20 protein-coding genes are annotated in these 23,279 nt (G+C 61.8%); 9 read left to right on the top strand and 11 right to left on the bottom strand.

From position 1 onward, the window contains the following. Positions 1-6: 6 nt before the first annotated feature. Together ACIN8IBEIGE_RS11345 and ACIN8IBEIGE_RS11340 are read right to left on the bottom strand one after the other, a co-directional pair. On the bottom strand, positions 7-888 hold the full coding sequence (locus ACIN8IBEIGE_RS11345) for an alpha/beta fold hydrolase (protein WP_160014710.1): 882 nt from the start codon (positions 886-888) through the stop codon (positions 7-9). Continuing rightward, entirely contained in the window at positions 885-1,475 is a 591-nt protein-coding gene (locus ACIN8IBEIGE_RS11340; protein ID WP_160014709.1) for a TetR/AcrR family transcriptional regulator, read from the bottom strand. Before ACIN8IBEIGE_RS11340 ends, ACIN8IBEIGE_RS11345 begins: the two co-directional genes overlap by 4 nt. A 198-nt stretch (positions 1,476-1,673) precedes the next feature. On the opposite strand from ACIN8IBEIGE_RS11340, the gene ACIN8IBEIGE_RS11335 reads away from it, so the two are divergent. From ACIN8IBEIGE_RS11335 to ACIN8IBEIGE_RS11325, 3 genes are all read left to right on the top strand, one after another. Next, entirely contained in the window at positions 1,674-2,270 is a 597-nt protein-coding gene (locus ACIN8IBEIGE_RS11335; protein WP_160014708.1) for a LemA family protein, read from the top strand. Between the two features lie 17 nt (positions 2,271-2,287). Beyond that, positions 2,288-4,213 (top strand): M48 family metallopeptidase, encoded by a 1,926-nt coding sequence (locus ACIN8IBEIGE_RS11330; protein WP_160014707.1) that lies wholly within the window; start codon positions 2,288-2,290, stop codon positions 4,211-4,213. 222 nt (positions 4,214-4,435) lie between these two features. Continuing rightward, positions 4,436-4,624, top strand: a complete 189-nt coding sequence (locus tag ACIN8IBEIGE_RS11325) for a hypothetical protein (RefSeq protein ID WP_160014706.1) — start codon at positions 4,436-4,438, stop codon at positions 4,622-4,624. A 39-nt stretch (positions 4,625-4,663) separates the two neighbouring features. On the opposite strand, the gene ACIN8IBEIGE_RS11320 is transcribed toward ACIN8IBEIGE_RS11325, so the two are convergent. Continuing rightward, a complete protein-coding gene (locus tag ACIN8IBEIGE_RS11320) occupies positions 4,664-5,569 on the bottom strand; it encodes a LysR family transcriptional regulator (RefSeq protein WP_160014705.1) in 906 nt (301 codons plus the stop codon). Positions 5,570-5,638: 69 nt separating this feature from the next. Further along, entirely contained in the window at positions 5,639-6,568 is a 930-nt protein-coding gene (locus ACIN8IBEIGE_RS11315) for an ion channel (protein ID WP_160014704.1), read from the bottom strand. 176 nt (positions 6,569-6,744) lie between these two features. On the opposite strand from ACIN8IBEIGE_RS11315, the gene ACIN8IBEIGE_RS11310 reads away from it, so the two are divergent. Both ACIN8IBEIGE_RS11310 and speB read left to right on the top strand, forming a co-directional pair. Further along, positions 6,745-7,824, top strand: coding sequence for an extracellular solute-binding protein (locus ACIN8IBEIGE_RS11310; protein WP_160014703.1), 1,080 nt, complete (start codon positions 6,745-6,747; stop codon positions 7,822-7,824). Between the two features lie 10 nt (positions 7,825-7,834). Further along, positions 7,835-8,803: an agmatinase gene (gene speB, locus ACIN8IBEIGE_RS11305; RefSeq protein WP_160014702.1), complete on the top strand. Its 969-nt coding sequence runs from the start codon at positions 7,835-7,837 to the stop codon at positions 8,801-8,803. A 206-nt stretch (positions 8,804-9,009) separates the two neighbouring features. On the opposite strand, the gene ACIN8IBEIGE_RS11300 is transcribed toward speB, so the two are convergent. The 3 genes from ACIN8IBEIGE_RS11300 to ACIN8IBEIGE_RS11290 form a co-directional block, all read right to left on the bottom strand. Next, positions 9,010-10,569 (bottom strand): acyl CoA:acetate/3-ketoacid CoA transferase, encoded by a 1,560-nt coding sequence (locus tag ACIN8IBEIGE_RS11300; RefSeq protein WP_160014701.1) that lies wholly within the window; start codon positions 10,567-10,569, stop codon positions 9,010-9,012. 127 nt (positions 10,570-10,696) lie between these two features. After that, the gene (locus ACIN8IBEIGE_RS11295) at positions 10,697-12,082 is read right to left on the bottom strand and encodes a GntP family permease (RefSeq protein ID WP_160014700.1); all 1,386 of its coding nucleotides are present in this window, start codon (positions 12,080-12,082) and stop codon (positions 10,697-10,699) included. Positions 12,083-12,488: 406 nt separating this feature from the next. Beyond that, a complete protein-coding gene (locus ACIN8IBEIGE_RS11290) occupies positions 12,489-13,949 on the bottom strand; it encodes a sigma-54-dependent Fis family transcriptional regulator (RefSeq protein WP_160014699.1) in 1,461 nt (486 codons plus the stop codon). Positions 13,950-14,194: 245 nt separating this feature from the next. Between ACIN8IBEIGE_RS11290 and ACIN8IBEIGE_RS11285 the strand changes: the two genes are divergently transcribed. Both ACIN8IBEIGE_RS11285 and ACIN8IBEIGE_RS11280 read left to right on the top strand, forming a co-directional pair. Continuing rightward, positions 14,195-15,280, top strand: a complete 1,086-nt coding sequence (locus ACIN8IBEIGE_RS11285) for a GGDEF domain-containing protein (RefSeq protein ID WP_160014698.1) — start codon at positions 14,195-14,197, stop codon at positions 15,278-15,280. A gap of 139 nt (positions 15,281-15,419) precedes the next feature. Next, the gene (locus tag ACIN8IBEIGE_RS11280; protein WP_160014697.1) at positions 15,420-16,781 is read left to right on the top strand and encodes a bifunctional diguanylate cyclase/phosphodiesterase; all 1,362 of its coding nucleotides are present in this window, start codon (positions 15,420-15,422) and stop codon (positions 16,779-16,781) included. Between the two features lie 187 nt (positions 16,782-16,968). Here the strand turns inward: ACIN8IBEIGE_RS11280 and ACIN8IBEIGE_RS11275 are convergent, their stop codons facing one another. Both ACIN8IBEIGE_RS11275 and ACIN8IBEIGE_RS11270 read right to left on the bottom strand, forming a co-directional pair. Continuing rightward, entirely contained in the window at positions 16,969-17,364 is a 396-nt protein-coding gene (locus ACIN8IBEIGE_RS11275; protein ID WP_160014696.1) for a putative Ig domain-containing protein, read from the bottom strand. 281 nt (positions 17,365-17,645) lie between these two features. Beyond that, a complete protein-coding gene (locus ACIN8IBEIGE_RS11270) occupies positions 17,646-18,269 on the bottom strand; it encodes a hypothetical protein (RefSeq protein WP_160014695.1) in 624 nt (207 codons plus the stop codon). 111 nt (positions 18,270-18,380) lie between these two features. Between ACIN8IBEIGE_RS11270 and ACIN8IBEIGE_RS11265 the strand changes: the two genes are divergently transcribed. Both ACIN8IBEIGE_RS11265 and ACIN8IBEIGE_RS11260 read left to right on the top strand, forming a co-directional pair. Continuing rightward, positions 18,381-19,049: an EndoU domain-containing protein gene (locus ACIN8IBEIGE_RS11265; protein WP_160014694.1), complete on the top strand. Its 669-nt coding sequence runs from the start codon at positions 18,381-18,383 to the stop codon at positions 19,047-19,049. Between the two features lie 227 nt (positions 19,050-19,276). Beyond that, positions 19,277-19,936: an EndoU domain-containing protein gene (locus ACIN8IBEIGE_RS11260; protein WP_160014693.1), complete on the top strand. Its 660-nt coding sequence runs from the start codon at positions 19,277-19,279 to the stop codon at positions 19,934-19,936. A 215-nt stretch (positions 19,937-20,151) separates the two neighbouring features. Here the strand turns inward: ACIN8IBEIGE_RS11260 and ACIN8IBEIGE_RS11255 are convergent, their stop codons facing one another. Both ACIN8IBEIGE_RS11255 and ACIN8IBEIGE_RS11250 read right to left on the bottom strand, forming a co-directional pair. Next, on the bottom strand, positions 20,152-20,811 hold the full coding sequence (locus tag ACIN8IBEIGE_RS11255) for a phage tail protein (protein ID WP_160014692.1): 660 nt from the start codon (positions 20,809-20,811) through the stop codon (positions 20,152-20,154). Further along, a complete protein-coding gene (locus ACIN8IBEIGE_RS11250) occupies positions 20,796-23,114 on the bottom strand; it encodes a hypothetical protein (RefSeq protein WP_160014691.1) in 2,319 nt (772 codons plus the stop codon). The genes ACIN8IBEIGE_RS11255 and ACIN8IBEIGE_RS11250 overlap by 16 nt, the downstream gene beginning before the upstream one ends. Between the last annotated feature and the right edge of the window lie 165 nt (positions 23,115-23,279).

Below are 23,279 nucleotides of genomic sequence, written 5' to 3'. Positions count from 1 at the left end.
GGCTGTTCAGGCAGCCTGGCGCTGGGTCTGTAGTTCGGCAAACCAGTTCAGGGTCTGCTCCCACAGCGACTGCGCGGCCGGGCGGAAATAACCCATATGGCCGATTGCGCCGAGGCCGCTGGCCTGCGAGTCGATATCCAGCGCCTGGTAGGGCGCGGCGCTGTAGGCGGCCATAAAGGCATCGCGCGAGGCGGGCGGGGCCCACAGGTCGTCCAGGGCGTTGGCGGCAATGATCGGCGTGCTGACCTGAGCGAAACGCTCGGCGAGGCCTGGCATCTGCGGGTCTTCGAAGAAGTAGCGCGGATAGCTGCACCAGCGTTTCCACTGCTTGTACACGCCCAGCGGTAAATCCTCGCCCATGCCCAGCTTGCTCCAGGCCAGGTAGCCTTTGTAACGGGTCAGCAGTGGACCGATCAGCCGCCACATGGTCAGCACACGCAGTTGTTCGGCCTTGGGCATCCAGCCGTGCCAGCCGGCACCGGTGCCGAAGGTGTAGAAGCCCTGGACCTGATCATGGTTCGGCAGCAGGCCGAAGGCATGCCCGCCAAAGGAATGGCCAACCATATACAGCGGTCGCTGCGGATGACGGTGCTGATCAACGGCCGCCGCCAGATCGAGATGTGCCCAGTCCAGATAATCCATGGCAAAGCCGCGCAGGCTGGCCGGTTTTGATTGGCCGATGCCACGGTAATCAAGGGTCAGGGTGCTGTAGCCGCGCTGCGCCGCGTATTCGGCAAAGCGTCGGTAGAAACCCTGGGGCACGCCGGTAGCGCCGGCAATCACCAGCTGCGCGACCGGCTCCGGGGCGTGATACAGGGTGGCGGTCAGCGGATAACCGTCGAGCGCCGGCAGCTGCACGGTCTCGCTAAGAATGGCAGGGGTATTCATGGGCGGACTCCTCCCGGAAACTGTTCGCGGGTCAGGTTGAACAGGGCAGTGGCGGCACGCTTGAGTGGCTCGCTGCTACCGGCCACGCGGGCTTGCAGCAGCCCGCCTTCATACAGCGCGACAAACAGCGCGGCGAGGTTATCCGCCTGTTCGCAGGGGTAGCCGTAGGCATGCAGTTGCGCACTCAACGCCAGGCGCACAGCGGTGAAGCTGCGCTGCAGGGCGGCGCGAATCTCCACATCCTCCGGGCCGCTTTCCAGGGCGATGGTGGCCAGCGGGCAACCGCGTTCAAACTGGCTGTTCTCCAGTTGCAGCAGCGCGCCTTGCAACCAGTTGTGCAGCGCCTTTAGGGGATCGGTTTGCTGAGTAAAAAGCTGGCTGAACAGGCTGTCGATATGCCGGCTGATATGGTCGATAGCCGCCACCGCCAGCTCGCTTTTACCGCCAGGGAAGTGGTGATACAGGCTGCCCTTGGGCGCGCCGGCAATTTCCAGCAGCTCACTCAGACCAACGCCGTGCAGCCCCTTGCGTTGCAGGGCGTCGGCCATGGCGTGAATCAGCTTGTCGCGGGTCGAAGTCTTTTTCATGGGCTAAATATATAGACCGGTCGGTCTATTTTGCCAAGCGGTTTTTTCCGTCATAGCCAGGTGGCATGACGCGACATAAGTTGGCTTTGCCGCCAAAGCAGCCTCTGGTGTGTTGCTAGGGTGCGCCGGTGAGCATTCGTTGCGGCGCTTTTCCGCTACCATCTGCTTCTCTCCCGCATGCGATAAGGATTTCCCCTCATGTCCATCTCCACGCTGATTTTCCTGGCGGTTGTTGCCGCGCTGATCTTTTACGTGATTGGTATCTACAACCAGCTGGTGACCTTGCGTAACCGCTTTCAGAACGCCTTTGCGCAGATCGAGGTGCAGCTCAAGCGCCGTTATGACCTGATCCCCAATCTGGTGGAAACCGCCAAGGGCTATATGGCCCATGAGCGGGAAACCCTGGAGGCGGTGATTGCCGCGCGTAACAACGCAGTAACTGGGCTCAAGGCCGCTGCAGCGCAGCCGGGCAATGCGCAGAGCATGGCGCAGCTGGGTGGTGCGGAAGGGTTGCTGAACAGCGCCCTGGGTCGCCTTAATGTCACGCTTGAGGCTTATCCCGACCTCAAGGCCTCGGCGAATATGCAGCAGCTCAGTGAAGAGCTGAGCAGCACCGAGAACAAGGTGGCCTTTGCCCGGCAGGCCTTCAACGATGCGGTGATGGCCTACAACACCTACAAGCAGGCGTTCCCGCCGGTATTGCTGGCTGCCAGCTTTGGCCACGCCCAGGACGCCAGCCTGCTGGAGTTCGCCGACAGCGCAGCGATTCAGGAAGCGCCGAAGGTGTCGTTCTAGGTTAAGGGCTCGGCACGATGAATTTCTTCGAGCAACAGGATCGCGCCCGGCGTAACAGCGGGCGTCTGCTGATTCTGATGGCACTGGCGGTGCTCAGTCTGATCACCCTGACCAGTCTGGTGCTGGGCTTGGTCTGGCAGCTCTTTGGCCAGAGCCACGCGTCGTTGTGGGTGGCCAGTGACGCGCCGAACAGCGTATTGCCCAGTTGGCCGCTGGTGGGTTGCGTCGCGCTGGTGGTGATCGGTGTGGTGCTGTTGGGCAGCCTGTACAAACAGCTGCAGCTGAGCCGTGGTGGCCAGGCGATTGCCGAACGCCTGGGCGGACGCCTGATCAACCTGTCGCCGCAGAACCTCGAAGAGCGCCGGCTGCTCAATGTGGTGGAGGAAATGGCGTTGGCCTCGGGCACCGCGGTGCCGCCGGTGTATGTGCTTGATGATGCCGGGATCAACGCCTTTGCCGCCGGCCTGACGCCGCAGGATGCGGTGATCGGAATTACCCGAGGGGCGATCTGTCAGCTCAGTCGCGATGAGTTGCAGGGGGTGATCGCCCATGAGTTCAGTCATATATTTCACGGCGATATGCGCCTCAATACGCGCCTGGTCTCGGTGCTGCACGGCATTCTGCTGCTGGGGCTGATTGGCAGTTTTCTGCTGCGCAGCAGCGGGCGCGGCAGCCGCTCCAGTCGCGACAACTCGGTGGCGGTCGTGCTCGCCATCGGCGTTACGCTGTGGGTGCTGGGTTATGCCGGGACCTTTTTTGGCAATCTGATTAAGGCTGCCGTGAGTCGCCAGCGCGAGTTTCTCGCCGATGCTTCGGCAGTGCAGTACACCCGCAATCCGGACAGCATCGCCGGGGCGTTAAAGAAGATTGGCGGCAACCTGTATGGCTCGCAGCTGCAGGCCGGGCATGCCGCCGAATTCAGCCATATGTACTTTGCCGCCGGCGTCCGTCAGGCGCTGGACGGCATGCTGGCCACCCACCCGCCCCTGGATCAGCGCATCCGCCGTATTACGCCGGGCTGGGATGGTCGTTATCCGCATGTGGCAGAAATCAGCGCGGTAACGCCGGCGACAGTGGCCAGCGATTCAACTGTGGAGATGCATGACCTGAGCGCCTTTGCAGCGGGCTTGAGCGCAGCTTCGGCGAGCGAAGCGATTGGCGCCATTGGCGATCCGCTGGCAACCCATCTGCAGGCCGCGCGCAGCACCCTGGCGCATTTGGATATTGCCCTGAGCGAGGCGGCGCACTGCTGCAGTGGCGCTCAGGCATTGCTTTACGGCTTGCTGCTCGATCCAATTGAGGCGCAAGCGACGCAGCAATTACAGCTGTTACAGCCGCGTATCGCTGGCGAGGTTGCCGCGCAGCTTGAGCAGCTGCGCGAACCGCTGCGTCAGCTGGCGCCTGGCATGCGTTTGCCGCTGTTGGACCTGGCCATGCCCGCCCTCAAGCAGCTGGCTGCCGATCAGTTCACCGCGCTCAAGGCCAACCTGGCTCTGTTGATTCGCGCCGATGGCCGGGTCGCTCTGCTGGAGTGGACGCTGCTGCGCATTGTCGAGCGCAACGTCGAAGGCGCGCGCGCGCAAACCAGCCGCTATCAGCTGCCGGAGCTGGCCGCTGAAGCCTGCGTGGTGCTGTCATTGCTGGCCCGTGCCGGCGGAGTGGATGAGTCAGCCGCGCAGCTCGCGTTCAAGCATGCCAGCAGTGAGCTGCCGTTCCCGCTCGAGCAACTGCTGCCGGCCAGCTCCAGCAATTTATCGGCGCTTGAACCTGCGCTGCGGCGCCTGAGCCTGCTCTGGCCGTTGCAAAAGCCGCAGTTGCTCAAGGCCATGGCGCGTTGCATTGAGCATGACGGCCAGATCAACGCCGCCGAAGCTGAGCTGATGCGTGCGGTGGCGGATATTCTCGATTGCCCGATGCCGCCTTTGCTCGCCACGCACGGCTGACCGCCTGGCGGTGCCGCTTGACCCTGCGCCGCTGCGGGTAGACTGTAAAACGGCGGCGCGCTGTCATGCCCCGGTCATCAAACCGGGCAATCCTGAACCTGCGCAATGGAATGCGCGGTCACTCTGTCGCCGGTCAATAACAACCACCTTCAGGGCGCTCGCCCCTTCATTGCACTGCCTCCTGACCCCGTCACGCCGCTGTTGAGCGGCAAGGAGAGAGCCATGAACCTGTTGCAACCTATCACCGCCGGGCTGTTTGATCCGCATCTACAGCTCGAAGCAGAGCCTGATACGCATGAGGCTGAGTTACGCGGTGCCAGCCTCCACGCGGAAATCATCCACGCCATCGCCGCTATCGACCAACTGACGGCACACTGGCAGCGGCCACCTGAACCACCGCAGTTGCGCTAAGTAGTCCCGCGCCAGGCGGTGTGCCTCTCGCCTGGCGCTTTAGCTCTCCGCCGTCACAAAAGCCTGCATCAGATCCTCACGAAACGCTCGCTGCGCATCGCTGGGGTGCTGGCCGCGATGGCCGGCCAGGAGAAACTGCACCTCAAAACTCAGCTCCTCGACCAGTAATGCGTGCAGGCGACCGCTGGCCAGCCAGGGCGCGGCGATATGTTCGGGGAGGTAGCCGATATGCCGGCCAGAGAGGATAAATGCCAGCGCACCGTCGAGTTGCTCGGTCTGCGCCGAACTGGGTGAGCTTTGAAACGGCTCGCGCACCTGCACAAAGCGGTAGGGGTGCTGCACCCGGTCAGCCTGCTGCAGATCGTCCAGGCTGATCTGCGCGCGCCTGAACAGCGCATGCCCTTTGGCGCAAAACAGCACCTGGCGTTCACGAAACAGCGGTTGATAATCCAGCGCGGTCTGGTTGCCGGAGAAATAGCCGATGGCCAGGTGCAGCTGGCCCTGCAACAGGCGCCGTTCCAGCTCGGCCGGCATGGCCGTGAGCAGCTCAATCTGCACCGACTGGTTGCGTCCGCGAAAGCGGCCAATGGCCTCGGCCATCTGCTCCAGCACGCTGGCTGCCAGGCCTTCGGACAAACCGATACGCAGCTCGCCCAACAGTTTGTCGGCCATGCCCTGGGCTTCGCCCTTGAAGGTGTCGATGGCGCTGAACAGTTTGCGCGTGGCGCTCAGCACTTGCTCGCCTTTGGGCGTCAGACGAAAACCGCCCTTGCCGCGCTCGCACAGGCGAAAACCCAGGCGGGTTTCCAACTTTGCCATCTGCGTGCTGATGGTCGACTGACCAATCCCCAGCTCGCCTTGCGCGGCACTGAAACCGCCGCACTCCACCACGGTGACAAACAGGCGCAGCAACTGCAGGTCAAGGTCACGTAACTGGCTGAGCATACCGGCTCCAAACATTGCTGATGGTCGATGCGCCAGTAGATCACTTGATTTTTCTTCAATGCAACTCGCCTAGCGGGTCATCTTCTTTACAAACACCACGACAAACAGCGCCATGGTAAAGCTGCCGGCAAAGGCCTCGAATGCGGCAATCGGGCGGGCCAGGCCGTGGGGCGTGATGTCGCCGTAGCCGAGGGTGGTGAAGGTCACCACGCTGAAGTAGAGGCAGTCGCCGAGGTCATCCAGGTTGGCCAGCCAGCCGCGTTCCAGAGCAAGGCCCAGGGTTTGCCCGGTGTGTTGTACGCCGACCAGAAAGTAAAGCAGGCCGCAGAAAACGATCAGTGCGATGGAGAACAGCACGACGTTCAGCGGCTTTTCGCCGTAGCCGCTAAACAAGTCGACCAGCCAGGACAGCAGGCGTCTACCGCCGTAGCGCGGCAGTTGCCTGCGGCGCATAACCATTTCGCGGTGGAAGAACAGCCCGGCCTGCTCGAACAGCCCGGCTTTCTCCAGGTGCAGGCGCAGGTTGCGGTAGGTTTCCTCGGCCTCTTCAAAACAGCGCCGGGCGGCTTCAGTGTCGCCGAGGCGCTGGTACGCGCTGCCCTGGCGCTCCTGGCGCAGGCGCCGATCCCAGATCACGTTGTCCAGGCGTGCGCCGTCGAGTTGCACGCCCAATAGGTTGCAGTCGCGCAGGTCACAGCAATGCAGATTGGCGCCGCGCAGATCAGCTTTCATCAGCGAGCTGCCGCGCAGGTCGAGGCCAAACAGGTGGGCTTTCTGCAGGTCGGCGCGGTACAGGTCGCTATCGCGCAGGTCGTAGCCCGTGCGCTGGTTGTGGTTGACCAGATCGATGCCGGCCAGCTGTGCGTACTTGAGTTGAAAACCACGCATCGGGGCGCCACTTTGCGCGCGCTGGTGCAGGGCGGCGCAGAGTCCTTCGGCGTCACGTTTGTCCTGCTCGGCATCAAGCCAGAAGCGTTCATCGACCTGCAGCTCGCTCATCGCGCCGCTCTCCTGGGTGGTCTAGCAAGACTAGTCGGCTGCTGGCGCAGCGGGCGCGTTCATCCGCTTAAACATTGATAGATGGCAATGTCAGCGTAGGCCACTTCATATTTATCCAAAGCAAACCGCGCGGCAGGATGACCTCAGCCCACTAACCGCCGATGAGGTTGTTCGCCATGCGTTCGCTCATGCCCCTGTTACTGCTGTGTTGCGCAGTCGCCGCGCAGGCCGAAGAGAAAGCCTTGAACCTGTACAGCTGGTCCGCCTACCTGCCGGAGCAAGCCCTGCAGCGCTTCAAGGATGAGACCGGGATTAGGGTCAAATACGACATCTTCGACAGTGCCGAAGCCCTGGACAGCAAGCTGCTCACTGGCGGCAGCGGTTATGACGTCGTCTTCCCGGCCTCCAGCGGCCTGGCGCGGGCGATTCAGGCCAAGGCCGTGCAGCCGCTGGACCGCACGCAACTGCCGCATCTGGAGAATCTTGCCCCGGCGCTGTTGGCCAAGCTCGCCAGTGCCGACCCAGGCAACCAGTACGGCCTGCCGTACACCTGGGGCACGGTCGGCGTCGGTTTCAACCGTCAGGCGTTGGAGCAACGCTTGCCAGGCGTGCCGTTGAACAGCCTGGATCTGCTGTTCAAACCCGAGTACGCCGGCAAGCTCAAGGACTGCGGCATCGCGGTGATCGACTCGCCGCAGGAAGTGATCAGCATCGTCCTCAACTACTTGGGCAAAGACCCTTACAGCAGCGAGCGCGCTGACCTCGATGCCGTGGCGCAGTTGCTAGCCCAGCTGCAACCGAACCTGCGCTATGTCGGCGCCGGGCGGCATATCAATGACCTGGCCAAGGGCGAAATCTGCCTGGCGCTGACCTACAACGGCGACGCTTACATGGCGGCGGCCAACGCCGCGGAGGCCAAGCAGCCGTTCGAGGTGCAGTACCGCATCCCGCGTGAAGGCACGCTGCTGTGGTTCGACACCATGGCCATCCCGGCCGATGCGCCGCACCCCAAGGCTGCCCATGCTTTTATCGACTACATGCTGCGCCCCGAGGCCATCGCCGAGCTGACCAACAGCGTGTTCTTCGCCAATGCCAACCAGGCCGCCACGGCGCTGGTCGACCCGGCGATCAGTGGCGATGCCGATATTTATCCAGGTGAAGCGGTGCGCGCGCGGCTGTTTGCCGAGCAATTGATGCCGCTGCGCCAACAGCGTGAGCGCACGCGCATCTGGACCACTTTCCGCAGTCAGTATTGAGGACAAGGCAATGGAAGCATTCAACGGCAACGACCTGGCCTTTACCCGCGACAGCCTCTACGGCACCTTCTCCGAACCGACCTATGCGGGCGTTACCAGCTTTATGCGCCGGCGCTACAGCCGCGATTTGCAGGGCGTGGACCTGGTGGTCAGCGGCGTGCCCTTCGACACCGCCACCACCAACCGCCCCGGCACCCGCTTCGGTCCGCGTGCGATTCGCGCGGCGTCGATCACCAGCGCCTGGGAGCGGCATTACCCCTGGGAATTCGACCCCTTCGACCACCTGGCGGTGATCGACTATGGCGACTGCAATTTTGATCACGCTCTGCCGCACAGGATTCCGGCGGCCATTGAGGCGCATGCCGAGCATATCGTCCAGGCCGGCTGCGCCATGCTCACCTTGGGCGGCGACCACTTCATCAGCTACCCGCTGCTCAAGGCCCATGCGCGCAAACATGGCGCGCTGTCGCTGGTGCACTTCGATGCGCACAGCGACACCTGGCCGGACAGCGACGACAGCGAGCAGGGCGTCAGCCACGGCACCATGTTCTACCACGCCGCCCGCGAGGGCCTGGTCGATCCATCACGCTCGGTGCAAATCGGCCTGCGCACCACCAATGACGACGTGATGGGCTTTCAGGTGCTGGATGCACGCCAGGTGCACAGTAGTACGCCGGAGCAGATCGCCGCGCAGATCCGCGCGCGCGTCGGTGATAACCCGGTGTACCTGACCTTCGATATCGACTGCCTCGACCCGGCCTTTGCCCCCGGCACTGGCACGCCGGTGTGCGGCGGCCTGAGCAGCCATCAGGCGCTGGAGATTCTCCGTGCCCTGCGTGGGATCAATCTGGTCGGCATGGATGTGGTGGAAGTTTCGCCGCCTTACGACCATGCCGAAGTCACCGCCCTGGCCGGCGCTACCGTGGCGATGGAATTGGTGTGCTTGTATGCCGCACGGCACAAAGTGGGCGAGCGTTGAGAGGGAAATACGTAGGGTGGAAATCGCTGTGTATTTCCACCACTGGCATTCGCCTCGGCCGCCAATGGTGGACCGGTAAAGCGGGGGCCCCCCCACGATTCTGATGGGGCCCGCACCTACAAGAACTGAGCATGTCGACCAAAGCCAATTCAGGCTTCGCGATAAAAAAAACGGGCCCAGCGGGCCCGTAAACTCACACTCAAACGTTAGTCAGCATTCAATCGCTCGCTCAGGCCCATGGCTGCCGGCAGAAACAGCCGCGCATCCATAAGCTGTGGCGCATGCACGATGGGGGTGAAATCCATGCGGTCGAGGATGTCGCGCTGGATATCCACGCCCGGTGCCACTTCGATCAGCTCCAGGCCGTCCAGGGTCAGACGGAGCACGCAGCGCTCGGTGACATACAGCACCGGCTGGCCGCGTTCGGCGGCCTGATGGCCGGCGAAAGTACGGTGTTCTACCTCTGCGACGAACTTGCGCAGCTCGCCGTCCTTGATGATGCGCAGTTGGCCGTCCTCGATGCGGATATCCTGCGGCCCGGCGCTGAAGGTGCCGAGGAATACCACCTGCTTGGCGTTCTGGCTGATATTGATAAAACCGCCGGCCCCGGCCAGGCGTGAGCCGAACTTGGACACGTTGAGGTTGCCCGCCGCATCGGCCTGGGCCAGGCCGAGAAAGGCGATATCCAGGCCGCCACCGTCGTAGAAGTCGAACTGATAAGGCTGGTCGAGCAGCGCGCTGTGGTTGCTGGCCGCGCCAAAATCCAGCCCCGAAGCGGGTATGCCGCCGATAACACCCGGCTCGGCGGTCAAGGTCAGGCGCTCGATCACGCCTTCTTCGGCGGCCACCGCTGCCACGCCTTCCGGCATGCCGATACCGAGATTGACCACCGCACCGGCCTGCAGCTCCAGTGCTGCACGGCGGGCGATCAGTTTGCGCACATCCAGCGGCATAGCCTTGAGGCTGTCCATCGGTACGCGGGTTTCACCGGCGAAGGCCGGGTTGTAGGCGGTGGCGAAGGTCTGCTGATGGTTCTGCGGCTCGGCCAGCACCACGCAGTCCACCAGGATGCCGGGGATTTTCACCTCGCGGGCATTCAACGAGCCGCGTTCGACAATGCGTTCGACCTGGGCGATCACCAGCCCGCCCGAGTTGCGCGCGGCCATGGCGATGGCCAGGCTCTCGATGGTCAGCGCCTCGCGCTCGAAGCTCAGGTTTCCGTCGGCATCGCTGCTGGTGGCGCGCACCACCGCCACGTGGATGGGGAAGGTCGGGTAGAACAGGTAGTCCTCACCGTCGATCGGCATCAGCCGTACCAACTCGGTGGTGGTACACGCATTGAGCTTGCCGCCGCCGTGGCGCGGATCGACATAGGTGCCTAGGCCGACCCGCGACAGCTGTCCCGGCTTGCCGGCGGCAATGTCGCGAAACAGCTGGGAGATCACCCCCTGCGGCAGGTTGTAGGCCTCGATGCGGTTTTCTACCACCAGCTTCTGCAGCCCCGGTACCAGGCCCCAGTGACCGCCGATCACTCGGCGCACCAGGCCCTCATGGGCCAGATGGTTGAGGCCGCGACTTTTGCCGTCGCCTTGGCCGGCGGCATACACCAGGGTCAGGTTGCGTGGGGTCTGTTCAGCAAGAAAGCGCTGCTCCAGGGCAATGGCGATTTCCTCGGCGAAACCGATGCCGACAAAGCCGCCAGTGGCCAGGTTGGCGTTATCGGGGATGCGCGCCACGGCAGCGGCGGCGGTCATGATCTTGCTCATGGCGGGTACTCGAAAAACGATTGAACAAATTGCACTACGGGGCTGCGAAGCGTGGTCAGCCTGCGCCCAGGCGAGGATGGCTGCGTGAGCCAGCCGTGCCTGAGTGCAGGTGCTTGAGCTGGCCCTGTCAGAAACTGCCGAACAGGGTGCCCAGGGTGATCACCACGGCCAGTGCCACCATCGGGAAGGCCACGGTGTTGACGAAGATAAATTTGTACGACTCGCGGTGGGTCAGTTTGCAGATCGCCAGCAGCGAGATCACCGCGCCGTTGTGCGGCAGGGTGTCCATGCAGCCGGAGGCCATCGCGGCAACGCGGTGCAGCAGCTCGGGGCTGATGCCGGCGGCGTTGGCCAGGGTCAGGTACTGCTCGCCGAGGGTTTTCAGCGCAATCGACATACCGCCAGACGCCGAGCCGGTGATGCCGGCGAGGATATTCACCGCCACCGCTTCGGAGATCAGTGGATTATCGGAGACGCCGAGCACCAGGTCGCGGATGATCACAAAGCCGGCCAGGGAGGCGATCACCGTGCCGTAGCCCACTTCGGCGGCAGTGTTGAGAATCGGCAGCATGGAGCCGAAGGCGCCGTCGTTTACGCTCTTTTTCAGGTCCATCCAGCGCTGCCAATGCATCGCGATCAACAGCAGGATGGCCGCACTCAGGGCGACGATGATCGACCAGATACCGATCAGCGATTTTGCATCCTGCAGGCCACCGAATTCCGGTTTGGCCAGGTAGCTGGTGTCGAGGCTCGGCAGAATTTGCTTGGCCATCAGGAAGTTCAGCACGATCACCACGAAGATCGGCAGCAGCGCCAGCCAGAAGCCCGGGATCGCCCGGTTGTCCTCGGCCACCGGCTCATCGCGGTGCTCGCCGTAGCCTTCGCCGGCGGCCATCAGCTTGCGCGACTGCGCGGTGAGCCACCAGGTGCCGAGGCCGAACATGATCAGCCCGGCGATCACGCCGAGACCCGGTGCGGCAAAGGCGTCGGTGCCGAAAAACGGGTTGGGAATGGCGTTCTGGATGGCCGGGGTGCCGGGCAGGGCGGTCATGGTGAAGGTAAACGAACCAAGGGCGATGGCGCCGGGGATCAGCCGCTTGGGAATGCCCGCCTCGCGGAACAGTGCGGCGCCAATCGGGTACACGGCGAATGCCACGACAAACAGCGACACGCCACCGTAGGTGAGGATGCCGCACGCCAGCACGATGGCCAGAATCGCTCGCTCGCTGCCGACCTTGGCGACGATGCCATGGGCGATGGCGCGGGCTGAGCCTGAATCATCCATCAGCTTGCCGAACAACGCGCCGAGCAGAAACAGCGGGAAAAATTGCATCACGTAGCCGCCCATGGCCTTCATAAAAACCTGGGTGTAGGTGGGCAGTAGCAGGCCGATATCGCCGGCAAACAGCAAGGCCAGCAACGCGAGCAGTGGGGCGAGGATCAGCACGTTGATGCCGCGGTAGGCGAGGTACATCAACAATGCGAGGGAAATCAGAATACCGAGGGTACCCATGGCTGGTTCCTTTTGTTGTTGTTTTAAGCAGCGCTCTATGGCGACGCTGATGAGCTTGCTCGTGAAATCAGGCAGCGAGGCAAAGCGTTAAGCAGACTAGAGCGAAAGCTGTGCCAGATAGCCCTACGACTTTGGTCGAAGTGGGTGAAAGGCTTGCAGTTGATGGATTGCCTGGGTTCTCGGGTGATTTGGCGAGGTTGCGGGGGAGAAGGGTGTGTCTTTATTTCTGGAATTAGTCCAGGAAAATGGATTGATAGAGTCGCAAAAATTCCAGGAATCTGGATTTGTGTTGTGTGCTGCACAGACCGTGGGAAGGGGCTTTAGCCGCGATAACAGTATTTAAAAGCTCGCCGCTAAAGCGCCTCCCACAGGTAATGCGTTCACATTAGGCGGGGCTGAGTCTGGCTTAGCCGTGCTTCCCCAACCCATGCAGCGCCAGTTTGGCGTACAGCCCCGCGCGGGAAATGCCCAGGTGTTCCGCTGCCTGTTGGCGGTTGCCTGCGGTGGCGTGCAGGGCTTCGATCAGCGCCTGGCGCTCGGCCTGTGCCAGTTGCTCCGCCAATGTTTGCGTCACGCTGGCCGCTGGCGGTGGTGCAGGGGTGTGTACCGCCGGCGTCACCGGATCGACCAACAATGCCCGCACGGTTTGTGCGTCCAGGCACCCGTCGACATCCAATTGCGCACGTTCCAGCAGGTTGCGCAGCTCACGCACATTGCCGCGCCAGGGCTGTGCGCTGAGCAGGGCGAGGGCGTCGTCGCCGACTTCCAGCGGGGCCTGGGCCGAGCGGTTGGCGATATCGTCGAGCAGGTGTTCCAGCAGCGCCGGAATATCTTCGCGGCGCTCGCGCAGCGGCGGCACGCGCAGGGCCAGCACGTTGAGGCGGTAGTAGAGGTCGTCACGGAACTGCCCGGCGGCGACTTTGGCTTCCAGGTCGATATGCGTGGCAGCGATCACCCGCACATTCAGCGGTTTGACCTGATTGGAACCGAGCGGCTCGACCTCCTGCTCTTGCAACACGCGCAGCAGCTTGGCCTGCAGCGGCAGCGGCAGGTCGCCGATTTCATCGAGAAACAGCGTGCCGCCGTTGGCCACCTCGAACTTGCCGATCCGCGCCTTGCGATCCGCGCCGGTAAAGGCGCCGGGCGCGGTGCCGAACAACTCAGCCTCGACCAGGGTTTCCGGAATCGCCGCAACGTTGACCGCGACAAACGGCCCGTTGGCCCGTGGCGACAGGTTGTGGATGCCCTGGGCCAGCAGCTCCTTGCCGGTGCCGGTTTCGCCGCGCAGCAGCACCGTGGCGTCCAGTTGCGCGGCGCGCCGGGCCTGGCGTTTGACCTCGCTGGCTGCGCTGCTGGCACCGATAAATCCGGCGATGGTGTAACGCGCGCGGCGCGCCCTGGCCAGCTCGTGCTGAGTGGCGACCAGTTGGCTCTGCAGGGTGTTGAACTTGGCCATCAGCGGTTTGAGGTGACGGGCGCGGTCGAACAGTACAAAGCCCAGTGCGCCGACCAGGGTGCCGTCCTCATCGCGCAGCGGAATACGGGTAACCACAAAGTGCTCGCTGCCGAAGGCCATCAGATCGAGCATGCTCGGCTGGCCGCTTTCCACTACCTCGCGCAGGCGGCTGGCCGGCAGCACTTCTTCGATCTCCTTGCCGAGCACGCTGCGTGGGTCGCTGATGCCGACCTTCTCGGCGTACTTGTCGTTGATCCAGACGATGCGCGCCTGGCGGTTGACCGCGATGGTGCCCTCGCATTGCGCGTTCAGGTGGTCGAACAGCAGGGGCATGGCTACGGCACGAAAACGCTCAGGCGAAACGCCGATGATCAGGCCGTGTTGGTCGAGGTCGTCGCGGGCAATGGCCATGGTGGCTGCGCATCCAGAATCAGGTGCGGCCGATTATGGGTGGCGCTGCGCGCAGGGGGCAACCGGCGGGAGGTACGCGAACTGCCGAGCAAGGCTCTATGAAAGGTTTGCGGGCCTATGCAGCAAGTGGCCCGCGATGCTTACGTAAGCCGATAGGCCGACGGTTCATGTCACGCTATCTGGTCAAGGCCCTGGCAGTTGAGGCACAGTGAGCCATCAAACCGCCATCTATGCAGTGCCGGGCCATGTTTTTTCGACCACGAACCAAACCGGGCAATGACAACAGTGCTGCCGTCGACGACTTGCAGGATGTCGGCCAGCGCTCGTTGATCCGCATGATCTTTGCCACCACCGGGCTGACTCTCGGGGTGTTCTGCGTGCTGCAATTCATGGCCGGCAACTACCTGTTTGCCAGCTTTGAACTGCTGGCCACTGGTGTCCTGTTGTGGGGCGCCTGGCGCGTTGTCCGGGTGCGCAACCTGCTGCCCTGGATCTACCTCTACCTGCTGCCGACCTTCAGCTTTCTGCTGTATATCATCGTTATTCCCAACGCCTCGAAAACCGCTTTTGTCTGGGTCTACAGCATCCCCGTGCTGTCCTACCTGCTGCTGGGACGCAAGCGTGGCAGCCTGCTGGCGCTGCCCTTCGTGATCGGCGCCTGCCTGCTGTACCTCTACACCTACCCGATCCAGCTGGATGCCGAAAGCCTGATCGATCTGGGCAACGCGGTATTCTGCGGTGTGATGATCATCATCTTCGTGCACCTTTATGAAACCCGCCGCGCCACCGCTCATCAGCAGTTGCAGCATATGGCGCGCACCGACGCGCTGACCGGCGTGGCCAGCCGTGGCAGCTTCCAACAGAGCCTGGAACAGAGCATCCGCGAAGCGCAGCGCAGCCAGGCCAAGCTGGTGCTGGTGGTGCTGGATGTCGATTATTTCAAGGCGGTAAATGACCAGTACGGCCACGATGCCGGCGACCAGGCCCTGCGCTATATCTGCAACAGCCTTAGCCAACGCTTGCGCGCCACCGACACCCTCGGTCGCCTGGGTGGCGAAGAGTTCGGCCTGCTGTTGCGCAATACCGATGGTCAGGGCGCCGAACCGCTGGTGGAAGGCCTGCGCGCGCAGCTGTGTAGCCAGCCGATGCGTTACGGCGATCAGGACATTGCCCTGTCGGCCACCTTTGGCCTGGCCGAATGGCCCGTCGATGGTCGCACCGCCGAGCAGCTGTACCGCTGCGCCGATCAGCGCCTTTATCGTGGCAAGGAGCTGGGCCGCAATCGCCTGGTGGGGCGCGGCAGTTCGCCGGACAAACACAGCGGCGAATAAGCCCGGCCAGCGTCGCGCGCAATCGCGCAGAGTGCCCCTGTTGCGCCGTCTACACTCAACTCGGCTTATCGATAAACCGCCGGGTTGGCATGCCCCGGCAACCTCCTTGGCGTTGCAATTGGTCACTCAAGGACTTTCCATGACCGTCCTTTCCGCCTTTTTCAAACAGGTCATCAAGCTCTGGCATTCGCCCGATCTGGCGCTGATCGGGCAGCGCCGCGAACGGCGCATGCGTATGCTCGCCAGCCTGGTACTGCTGCTGGTCGGCAGCTTCTGGGGCATCTTCTTCAGCCTGCGCGGCGAGTGGGGCATCGTGATGATGGATCTGCTGATGATCCTCTGCGGCCTTAGCGTATTTATCCTCACCCTGCGCAACCGCGTTCGCCTGGCCAACCTGCTGCTGTTCGGCGTGATCATCCTGGTGATTGTTGGCACCACCTTGTTGATGGACCCGCACACCGCCGCCGCGCCGCGCGCGACCCACCTGTATCTGCTGCCGATTGCCGTGGCGGCGCTGATGGCCTTTCGCGATGAGCGCCTGTGGCTGCGCTACGGCGTTGCACTGTTATGCCTTGGGTTATTTATCGTGCTGGCCTCCTCATCCTGGAGCCCGACCAGCGCCTACCACCTGCCGGATGAGGTGCGGGTGAGCGGTTCCTGGGTGCAGAGCGTGGCGGCCATGCTGATGCTGTTTGCCCTGCTGCACATCCTGCAAAGCGACGCCGCCGAGCGCTCGCTGCTCGACCGCGACCTGCATGCCGCGCTGCGTGAACAACAGTTTGTGCTGCACTACCAGGCGCAACTGCACAGCAGCGGCAAAGTCACTGGGGCCGAAGTGCTGATCCGTTGGCAGCACCCGCAACGCGGGCTGGTGCCGCCCGCCGAATTTATCGGCCATGCCGAGAAAACCGGACTGATTATCCCGATTGGCCAATGGGTGCTGGAGCAGGCCTTCACCCAACTGCGCGTCTGGAAGGACGACCCGCTGTATTGCGACATCAGCCTGGCGGTGAATATCAGCCAGAAGCAGTTTCGCCAGGCCAGCTTTGTCACCGACATGCTCGCGCTGATCGAAACCTACGGCATCGATGCGCGCCGCCTCGAACTGGAACTGACCGAAACCCTGATCGTTCACGACATCGACGACCTGATGTGCAAGATGGCCGTACTGGTCGAGCGCGGCGTGCGCTTCTCCTTGGATGACTTCGGCACCGGCTTCTCCTCCCTCAGCCACCTCAAGCGCCTGCCCCTCAACACCCTGAAGATCGACCGCTCCTTTGTCAGCGACCTGCTTACCGACGCCAACAGCCAAGCCATCGTGCGCACCGTAATCGCCCTGGCGCAAAGCATGGGCATGACGGTGATCGCCGAAGGCGTGGAGACCCAGGCGCAGCAGCAGTTTTTGCTCAGTAATGGTTGCATGCAGTTTCAGGGCTATCTATTTAGCAAGCCGCTGCCGTTGCAGGCCTTTACAGCGTTTGTGGAGAGGCAGAATGGCTGAGGGCTAGGTGTGGGCTGATTGGCCGCTTATGGGCAACAAAGCAAAAGCCGCGCAGTGCGCGGCTTTTTGTTTGGGTAATGCTCATGGCCTGCTGCAAGCCGCCTTCGTAGGGTGGGTTAGCCGCATCTGGCGATTGCCAGGCATCACCCCACTCGGCCTGCAGCGTAACCCACCATCGGTGCAACGCTTATTCGGTGACCACAAGGTTATAGACTCGGCTTGCTCTACGCCCAGTACATTGGGTGCCGTACGTACCAGCGGACATGTGCACTTCATAGGTGCCGGCCTTGAGCGGTGTACCGGTGATAAGGCCATGCGAGTCGCGGTCTTGGTGTTCGACCCAAAGCCCTTCAGGCAGGGCGTGGGCATCACTCACATAGATGCCATGAACGGGCGTCGAGGTGTTGATCACTTCGAGTCGCACGCTATAGGGCCTGCCCGCTATAGCTATTGGTAGGCCCTCGGGAAGTAGCGTGGGCTCGGGCTGCATGGCACAGCCCGCCAGCGTGTTGGCAAAGATACCTGCTTCGCAGCCAGCAAGCGGTAGCGTTAAACAGAGGGCAAAAAATAGTTTCCGCAGCATATGAGAGTCCTTCCTGGTCATGGGTTCGGCTGAATACGATGCCGCCGAATACGTCCTTGAGAAGCTGCTTGAGCGTATAGCCCGCGTTACCTGGTGCATGGATTGCCCCCAGGAGAAGAGTTTGGAATCGACGATGACTTCCACTGTTGCCATGCATTATTTGGGTTCAGCGGCGGGGTTAAATATGAAGGGCCTGGTCAGCAGCGCTCGCGCGAGCGCCTATTGACTGCGAGGAATAATCAGACACGCGACGGCAGTGTCAGTGCCGTCGCGTGCTTGGTTTAGCTGGCGAGGAAGTCGAAGTTCCACAGGCCGTTGTTGCGGGTCAGGGTGACATCCACTTCGGTGGCCGTGATGGGCGCGATGTACTGCGTCATGTCAGAGAAGTTCTGCACGATGTAGGTCTCTCCGACCATGGGCGGTGTCGCGACCATGAAGTAGAAGTGAGGCAGGTATTCGAAGCTGACCGTCATGCGTGCATCCACCTTGGGCATGGTGACTACGGGGCGGCCATTAACATACCAATTGCTGTCGAGCTGGATAAACGGATTGGTCTTGTTGATCACCCCACATTGCTGCGGGGTTAGCTTGTCCTGCGCCAGTGAGGTTGGCGCAGCTTCGAGAAACGGCGACAAGCCACTTGGGCTAACTGCTTGGATTAGCTCCCCCGGAGAAATAGTGCGGCGCCCCGAGACAATGGTATTGCCCGGTTTGTCCCCGAGCGTGGTGACATCGGTTTCAATCACTGCTTGATAGTCGAACGACTCGGTTGCACCGGCCGAACCCGTTAATACCTGCCATGCATGAATTTTGTAATCCCGCTGTGGTCGCTGAGGCTTGAGGAAGACCAATACAGTCTTGCCTTCCATATCGTCGACAGCGAAGTTCACGTTGAATACGGTCATGGTCAATCTCCTTTTGTTCCGATTGCAGCCGCAGCTGAACTGCTGGGGCTTGCTGCATTGACGAGGTAGAGCGGCGCTTGTGAAAAACGCAGTGCACTTCACAGGAAGGTGATGAGTGCCGTCTGGCCTGCGGGGGCTAATCCCCGCTTACCAGAAAGGATGCTCATCATGAACAATCGCAAGCTCAAGCTATTCCCTGCCGGTCTGCTGGTACTACTGTTCAGTGTGTCTGCGTTTGCGCAGATCGACTGTGTCAATGGTTCTGCCGCTGTGGCCAATGTGCTGCTCAACCCCGGTGCAGCTAACAGCAATCTCAACCCCTACATCAACCAGCGTCACGTGTTCTGTGGAGAGCTGAGGGCCAATAACACCGCAACGGGTTATCACTCACGGCCTGGGGGGCATGACCCAATTTTGGCTCCGGCGGTGCTCGCTGCGCGAGTGACCGGAGCCGTTGCGCAATCCGCTCACTATCCGGATGTGTATCGAGGCGTAGGCATTCAGGTGCGTCAGGTGCTAGGCGCCTGGTTTAACAAACAGCCGAATTTCTCGACGTTTTTTCCTGATCATTGCACTCAGGCGCAGGTGGTGGCCTCGATCGGTTATGCCTACAGCCAAGACCCGCAAGTCGCTAGCGCGCCGTTTCATGGGCCCTCTGCGCCCAATGCTGGCGCGCCGCTTTACTGCACCAGTAACGACGGTTCTCTATTGCAGGTGCAGGGTTATCTCAATTCGATTGGCGGCAACTGGATTGTGAACACCGCTTATCCGCAAATGTAGAGATAGTGTGCAGGGTAGGCGCTAAGCCGCCCTGCACGGTTTTAACCGCTTGATTCTTGTGTAGCGTTTTTACGCTTGAGGGGCCGTAGCCCCTAGGCAATGCACGCATATCGCATGTTGCAGGTGAACCATCCGTTTGGCGCTTTGCACGGGGGGATTCACAAAGCTTGCGGTACTCCGTCTGGAGGAAGGGACAGCCGTCCCTTACATCAGAAAGGAGTCTAACCATGCACATGTTTCCTACCTTCCCCCTCGGCGTAGCCGCAGTAATGTTCAGCGTGTCAGCTGCGGCGCAAATTAATTGCTCCGCTGGTGCGCCAGGGGTTAACCCTGTGCCGATCCAAGTCGGCAATGCGCCGATAGCCAACAGCCGGATCAACCCACAACTGAATCAACGACACATCTTTTGTGGCGAGATCAATGCTGGCGGCAATGCCGTTGGCTACCACTCCCGGCCAAACGGCCACGATGCACTGTTGGGCACACGACCAGGCTCGCCAGTCGCTGCGCAAATTACCGCGGGGCAGCGTTTTATCGTGCCACCGGGCAACAATCATCCCGCGCCGTATCGTTATGTTGGCAATGGCGTGCGGGTATTCAATGTAGCCACTAATGCTTGGGTGCTTAAAGCAGGTCCCTCGACCTTCTATCCGGACAGCTGTAGCCAGCAGGAGGTAGTGGCGTCGATTCGCTATGCCTATATGCACCCTTATAGCGCTGCCCCGGCGGGGCCGAATAATCCGTTTAGCGGTCCTTCAGCACCCAGCCTAGATGCGCCAGGCTATTGCACGGGGGCAGGCGGGCAGCCTTTTACCGTGGGTGGTTACTTGAATCTCATCGGCGGTCAGTGGGTGGTTAACTCGGCTTACCCGATTGCGATGTTTTAGTGGCCTTTATTGAGTTGTAGAAGGCTTTGTCGGGCGCACTTCTGCCGCAAGCTGCTATTCAGCGGTGTAGTGCGCCCTTATTAGTGGGGCTCGTGTGTGGTGGGGCGGAATGAGGGGCCCTCGGTAGAGGGCGATGAGCACCAGGTGTGTATGGCTTAAGTGCTGGAGGCGTTATAGACGGCGGGTGACATGCCGAATGTGGACAGTGACGGGGCTTAAATTGCGCGGATGAGAAAGTGCACGTATTGATTTTTGCCGCGACTTTCCTCGCTTAGGCGCACAAGTGCGGGCTCGCCGGTGGGGCTCTGTGGCGCTGAACTGTCCTGTGTTTGGTTTTGGCTTGAGCCTTGGCCGCCTTGCTGGGCAACTTGCAACGCTGAGCCGGCCTTTTGATAACTGTGTACGTGCGTTTGCAGGGCGTCGTATTGCACTGAACCTACCGCGTTGCCTGCCCAGCCACCGGCTTCTTGCGCGGGGCGCTTGTCAGCATCGGGGTCACGCTGTTGCTCGGCACCGTTCGGGCCAATGGGGTCGGTGGCTGCGCCGTTGACACCACGTAGCACTCGGCCACGGTAGTCCGGTAGCAGAAAGAAGCCTGCTTGCACCTGCCCTTGTTGGTCCAGCGCCTGGCCGTAGAGGTAACCAATTGCGCGAAATAGTCGTGGGTAACGCGCCACGGCAACACGCCTGCCGTCGCAGAGCAGCCAGCCGAGTCGGGCTAGGTGCAGTGCGTATGCCGCCAGTGCGGGTGGTGGATAAGTGGCATTGGTGGGCTGGTCTAAGCCCGTTGGCGCGGCATAACTGATCACGCTGCCGACTGGCAGTGTGCTGGGTGGTACCCACGAGGCGGGGCCGGGCGTTAAGGTGCTGAGCATGATGATTGCAGCTCCAACTGTTCGGCGAGATAGCGATGACAGGTTTCCACGTTGAAGCGCCAGCATTGATCTTGCGCTGGCGGCTGCGTGTGCAGGTCTTGCCAGAGGTTGTAGAGGGCAGCGTCCTCGGCAAATACCGGCACCTGCGTGTCGTCGCCCAGCCATAGCCGGCCACCGCTGCGCAGTAAGTAGAACAACCGTGCGGCGCTGGTGTTGTCGAGCGCTAAGGTCATGCGCAATTGCGCCGCCTGCAGCAGCGCGATACTGGCCTGCGGACGATTCGGCTCGCTGTGCAATGGCAGCCAGTCCGCCGGTTGTGTAGCGCTGGCGTAAGCCAATATGGCCTGCTGCCACGGCAGGGCGCGGCACAGCCAAGGCTGCAGTTGTTGCGCGCGGCGCAGGTTCAGGTCGTGGCTGTCCGGGTAATGGCTCTGTACTGCCTGCAGAATGCTGCCTTGTAGCCGGTTAACCAAGCAGCCAGCAACGCCGCCGGGTTGCTCGGCGCAGAAGCGTTGCAAGGTGATGGCCAGTTCGACCAGCGCTTCTTGGTAGGCTTCGAGTAGTTGGTTATAAGCCTGCGTTTGCCAGTCCGTCCGTTGCACCGCGTAATGCTGTGCGCTGCAGGTGAGTTGCAGGCTGATGGCTAGCGCGTCGTTGGCTGTGACCAGCGTGAAGGGAACCTCGCCACTCAAACCGATGAGCTCGACCGGCTGTGGTGTATCCAGCGTCAGCGCCTTGCCGGCAATCAATAGGCTGCCAGTGCTGCCGCTGGCGGCGGCAAACTGCAGGCTGTTGGACTGATAGCCCGGTGGAATCGTTAAGGTGCCGCAGGTCTTCGGTGGTGTGCTGCTCAAGTCTTGGCTGATGCGCAGGGTTTTCTGCGGGGCGGTGAGTAGACGCTGCAAATTGTAGCGTTGCGCCAGCGCCAGATAGCTCTGCTGGTTGAGCTCGGCGGGGCTGCTCACGCCCGGCACAGTATCTGTTGTCACCCAGGGCGGTACAGGAATGGTTTGGCGCTGCCCGTATTGGGCGTTGAGGGCCGTGAGCAATACTTGGCCTGGGTTATCTAGTGTCCAGTGGAACAGCAGGCGTGGCCCAAGATCACGCAAGCGCGCGTCACGCTGTTCTACAAGCCAATGATAAAAGCCCCGTCGGGCCTGCTCGCCTAGATTATTTAGTCGCTGCCAGCTGCTACTTTTCCATGCGCTGCGTAACAGCCGTTCGCGCCGCGTGCGCAGCGTGTGCTGGGTTTGGCTGAGCGCGCGCTCGAACAGCTGCTGAACCTCAGTACGCGCCTGCTGTACCGGTTGAAAATCAGAGCCATCGAGTGTGCCGGGGGCGACCAGATAGTTACCGTTGACGGTTACGCTGAGCCCATCTGCACCATACTGCTCGGCCAGGTCATTAAATTGAGTGCGGGTGACCAGTTGCGGCTGATCCAAGAGCTGTTGCTGCGTCGTGCTGTGCTGCTGTTGCTCGGCGTGCACTTGCGTGGCGTCGTGCTGCCGTTCGCTCAGGCTGGTTTGGCGGCTGACGCGTTTACCGAGCTGCTCCCCCGGCAACAGGTTGATCGCTTCGGCAATTGAGCCCAAGGCATAGCCGCAGATGCGTTCGGCGAATTGGTAGAGTTGCCCTGCCCCCAGCAGCAATCCCGGTGGGGCTTGCATCGTTTGGCCTTGGGGGAGTGGGAACACAGGCGTGGGCAGTTGAGCTTGCGCGTGTTGGGCCGCGCTAATCTGCGCACCAGTTAGCAAGGCCTGCGGTGCTGTGGTTAGCCCTTGCACCAGGGCCAGTACGCGCAAACCACGTAGCAGGTCATTGAGCGTTGGGGACTGGCTGTAGTCCAGTACCAGCAGGCTCAGATAACTGTTGGCCAAACGCTGCCACTGTATGGCGAAAGCGGGCTGGTTGAGCACATCGTCTGGCGGCATGCCGAACAGCTGGGTCAAGGCGGCGATCAGCGCATCACGACTGCTCAGTGGTTGTACCAGTACGGCATCGGCTTCAGGGCTGGCCAGGCATGCGAAAGGTGCTGGCAAGGTGTCTAAATCTGCGACGAACTGGCCTTCCCACGGGGCCTGGTTGGTGAAAAAGGCATTGGCTAATTGTTGTAAGGATTCCAGTGAGTGTTCATCTGCGGTGCTGAGTAGCTGTTGATAAAAGCTCGAGGTGTTGGCCAACGCTAGTAGTCGCAGTAGTGCGGGAGCTTGCGTGTCAGCCGCTGGCGGTACCAGCAGGGTGAGAAAGCCCAGCTGCCGAAATGGCGCTAGGCCACTCACCTGATTTTCGTCAGGCTGCTGCATTGCCTCTGCAGGCGGCGTGGGCGTGGGCGTTGGTGGTGCGGTGGGTGGCCAGCTGTCCAGCTGCTGTGTGATAAAGCTGCCGGGCAAGAGCGGCAAGTTGGCCGAGCAATGGTAAGCGCCGTCGCGGCCGATATCGAGCCGGTAAGCACACTCAGAACGGCTGAA

Origin of the sequence: Pseudomonas sp. 8BK (assembly GCF_902506475.1) — a bacterium.
In the GTDB taxonomy this organism is placed as follows: Bacteria; Pseudomonadota; Gammaproteobacteria; order Pseudomonadales; family Pseudomonadaceae; genus Aquipseudomonas; species Aquipseudomonas anguilliseptica.
Note: the sequence above shows the minus strand (reverse complement) of the source record. Positions and strands in the feature narration are given on the sequence as shown.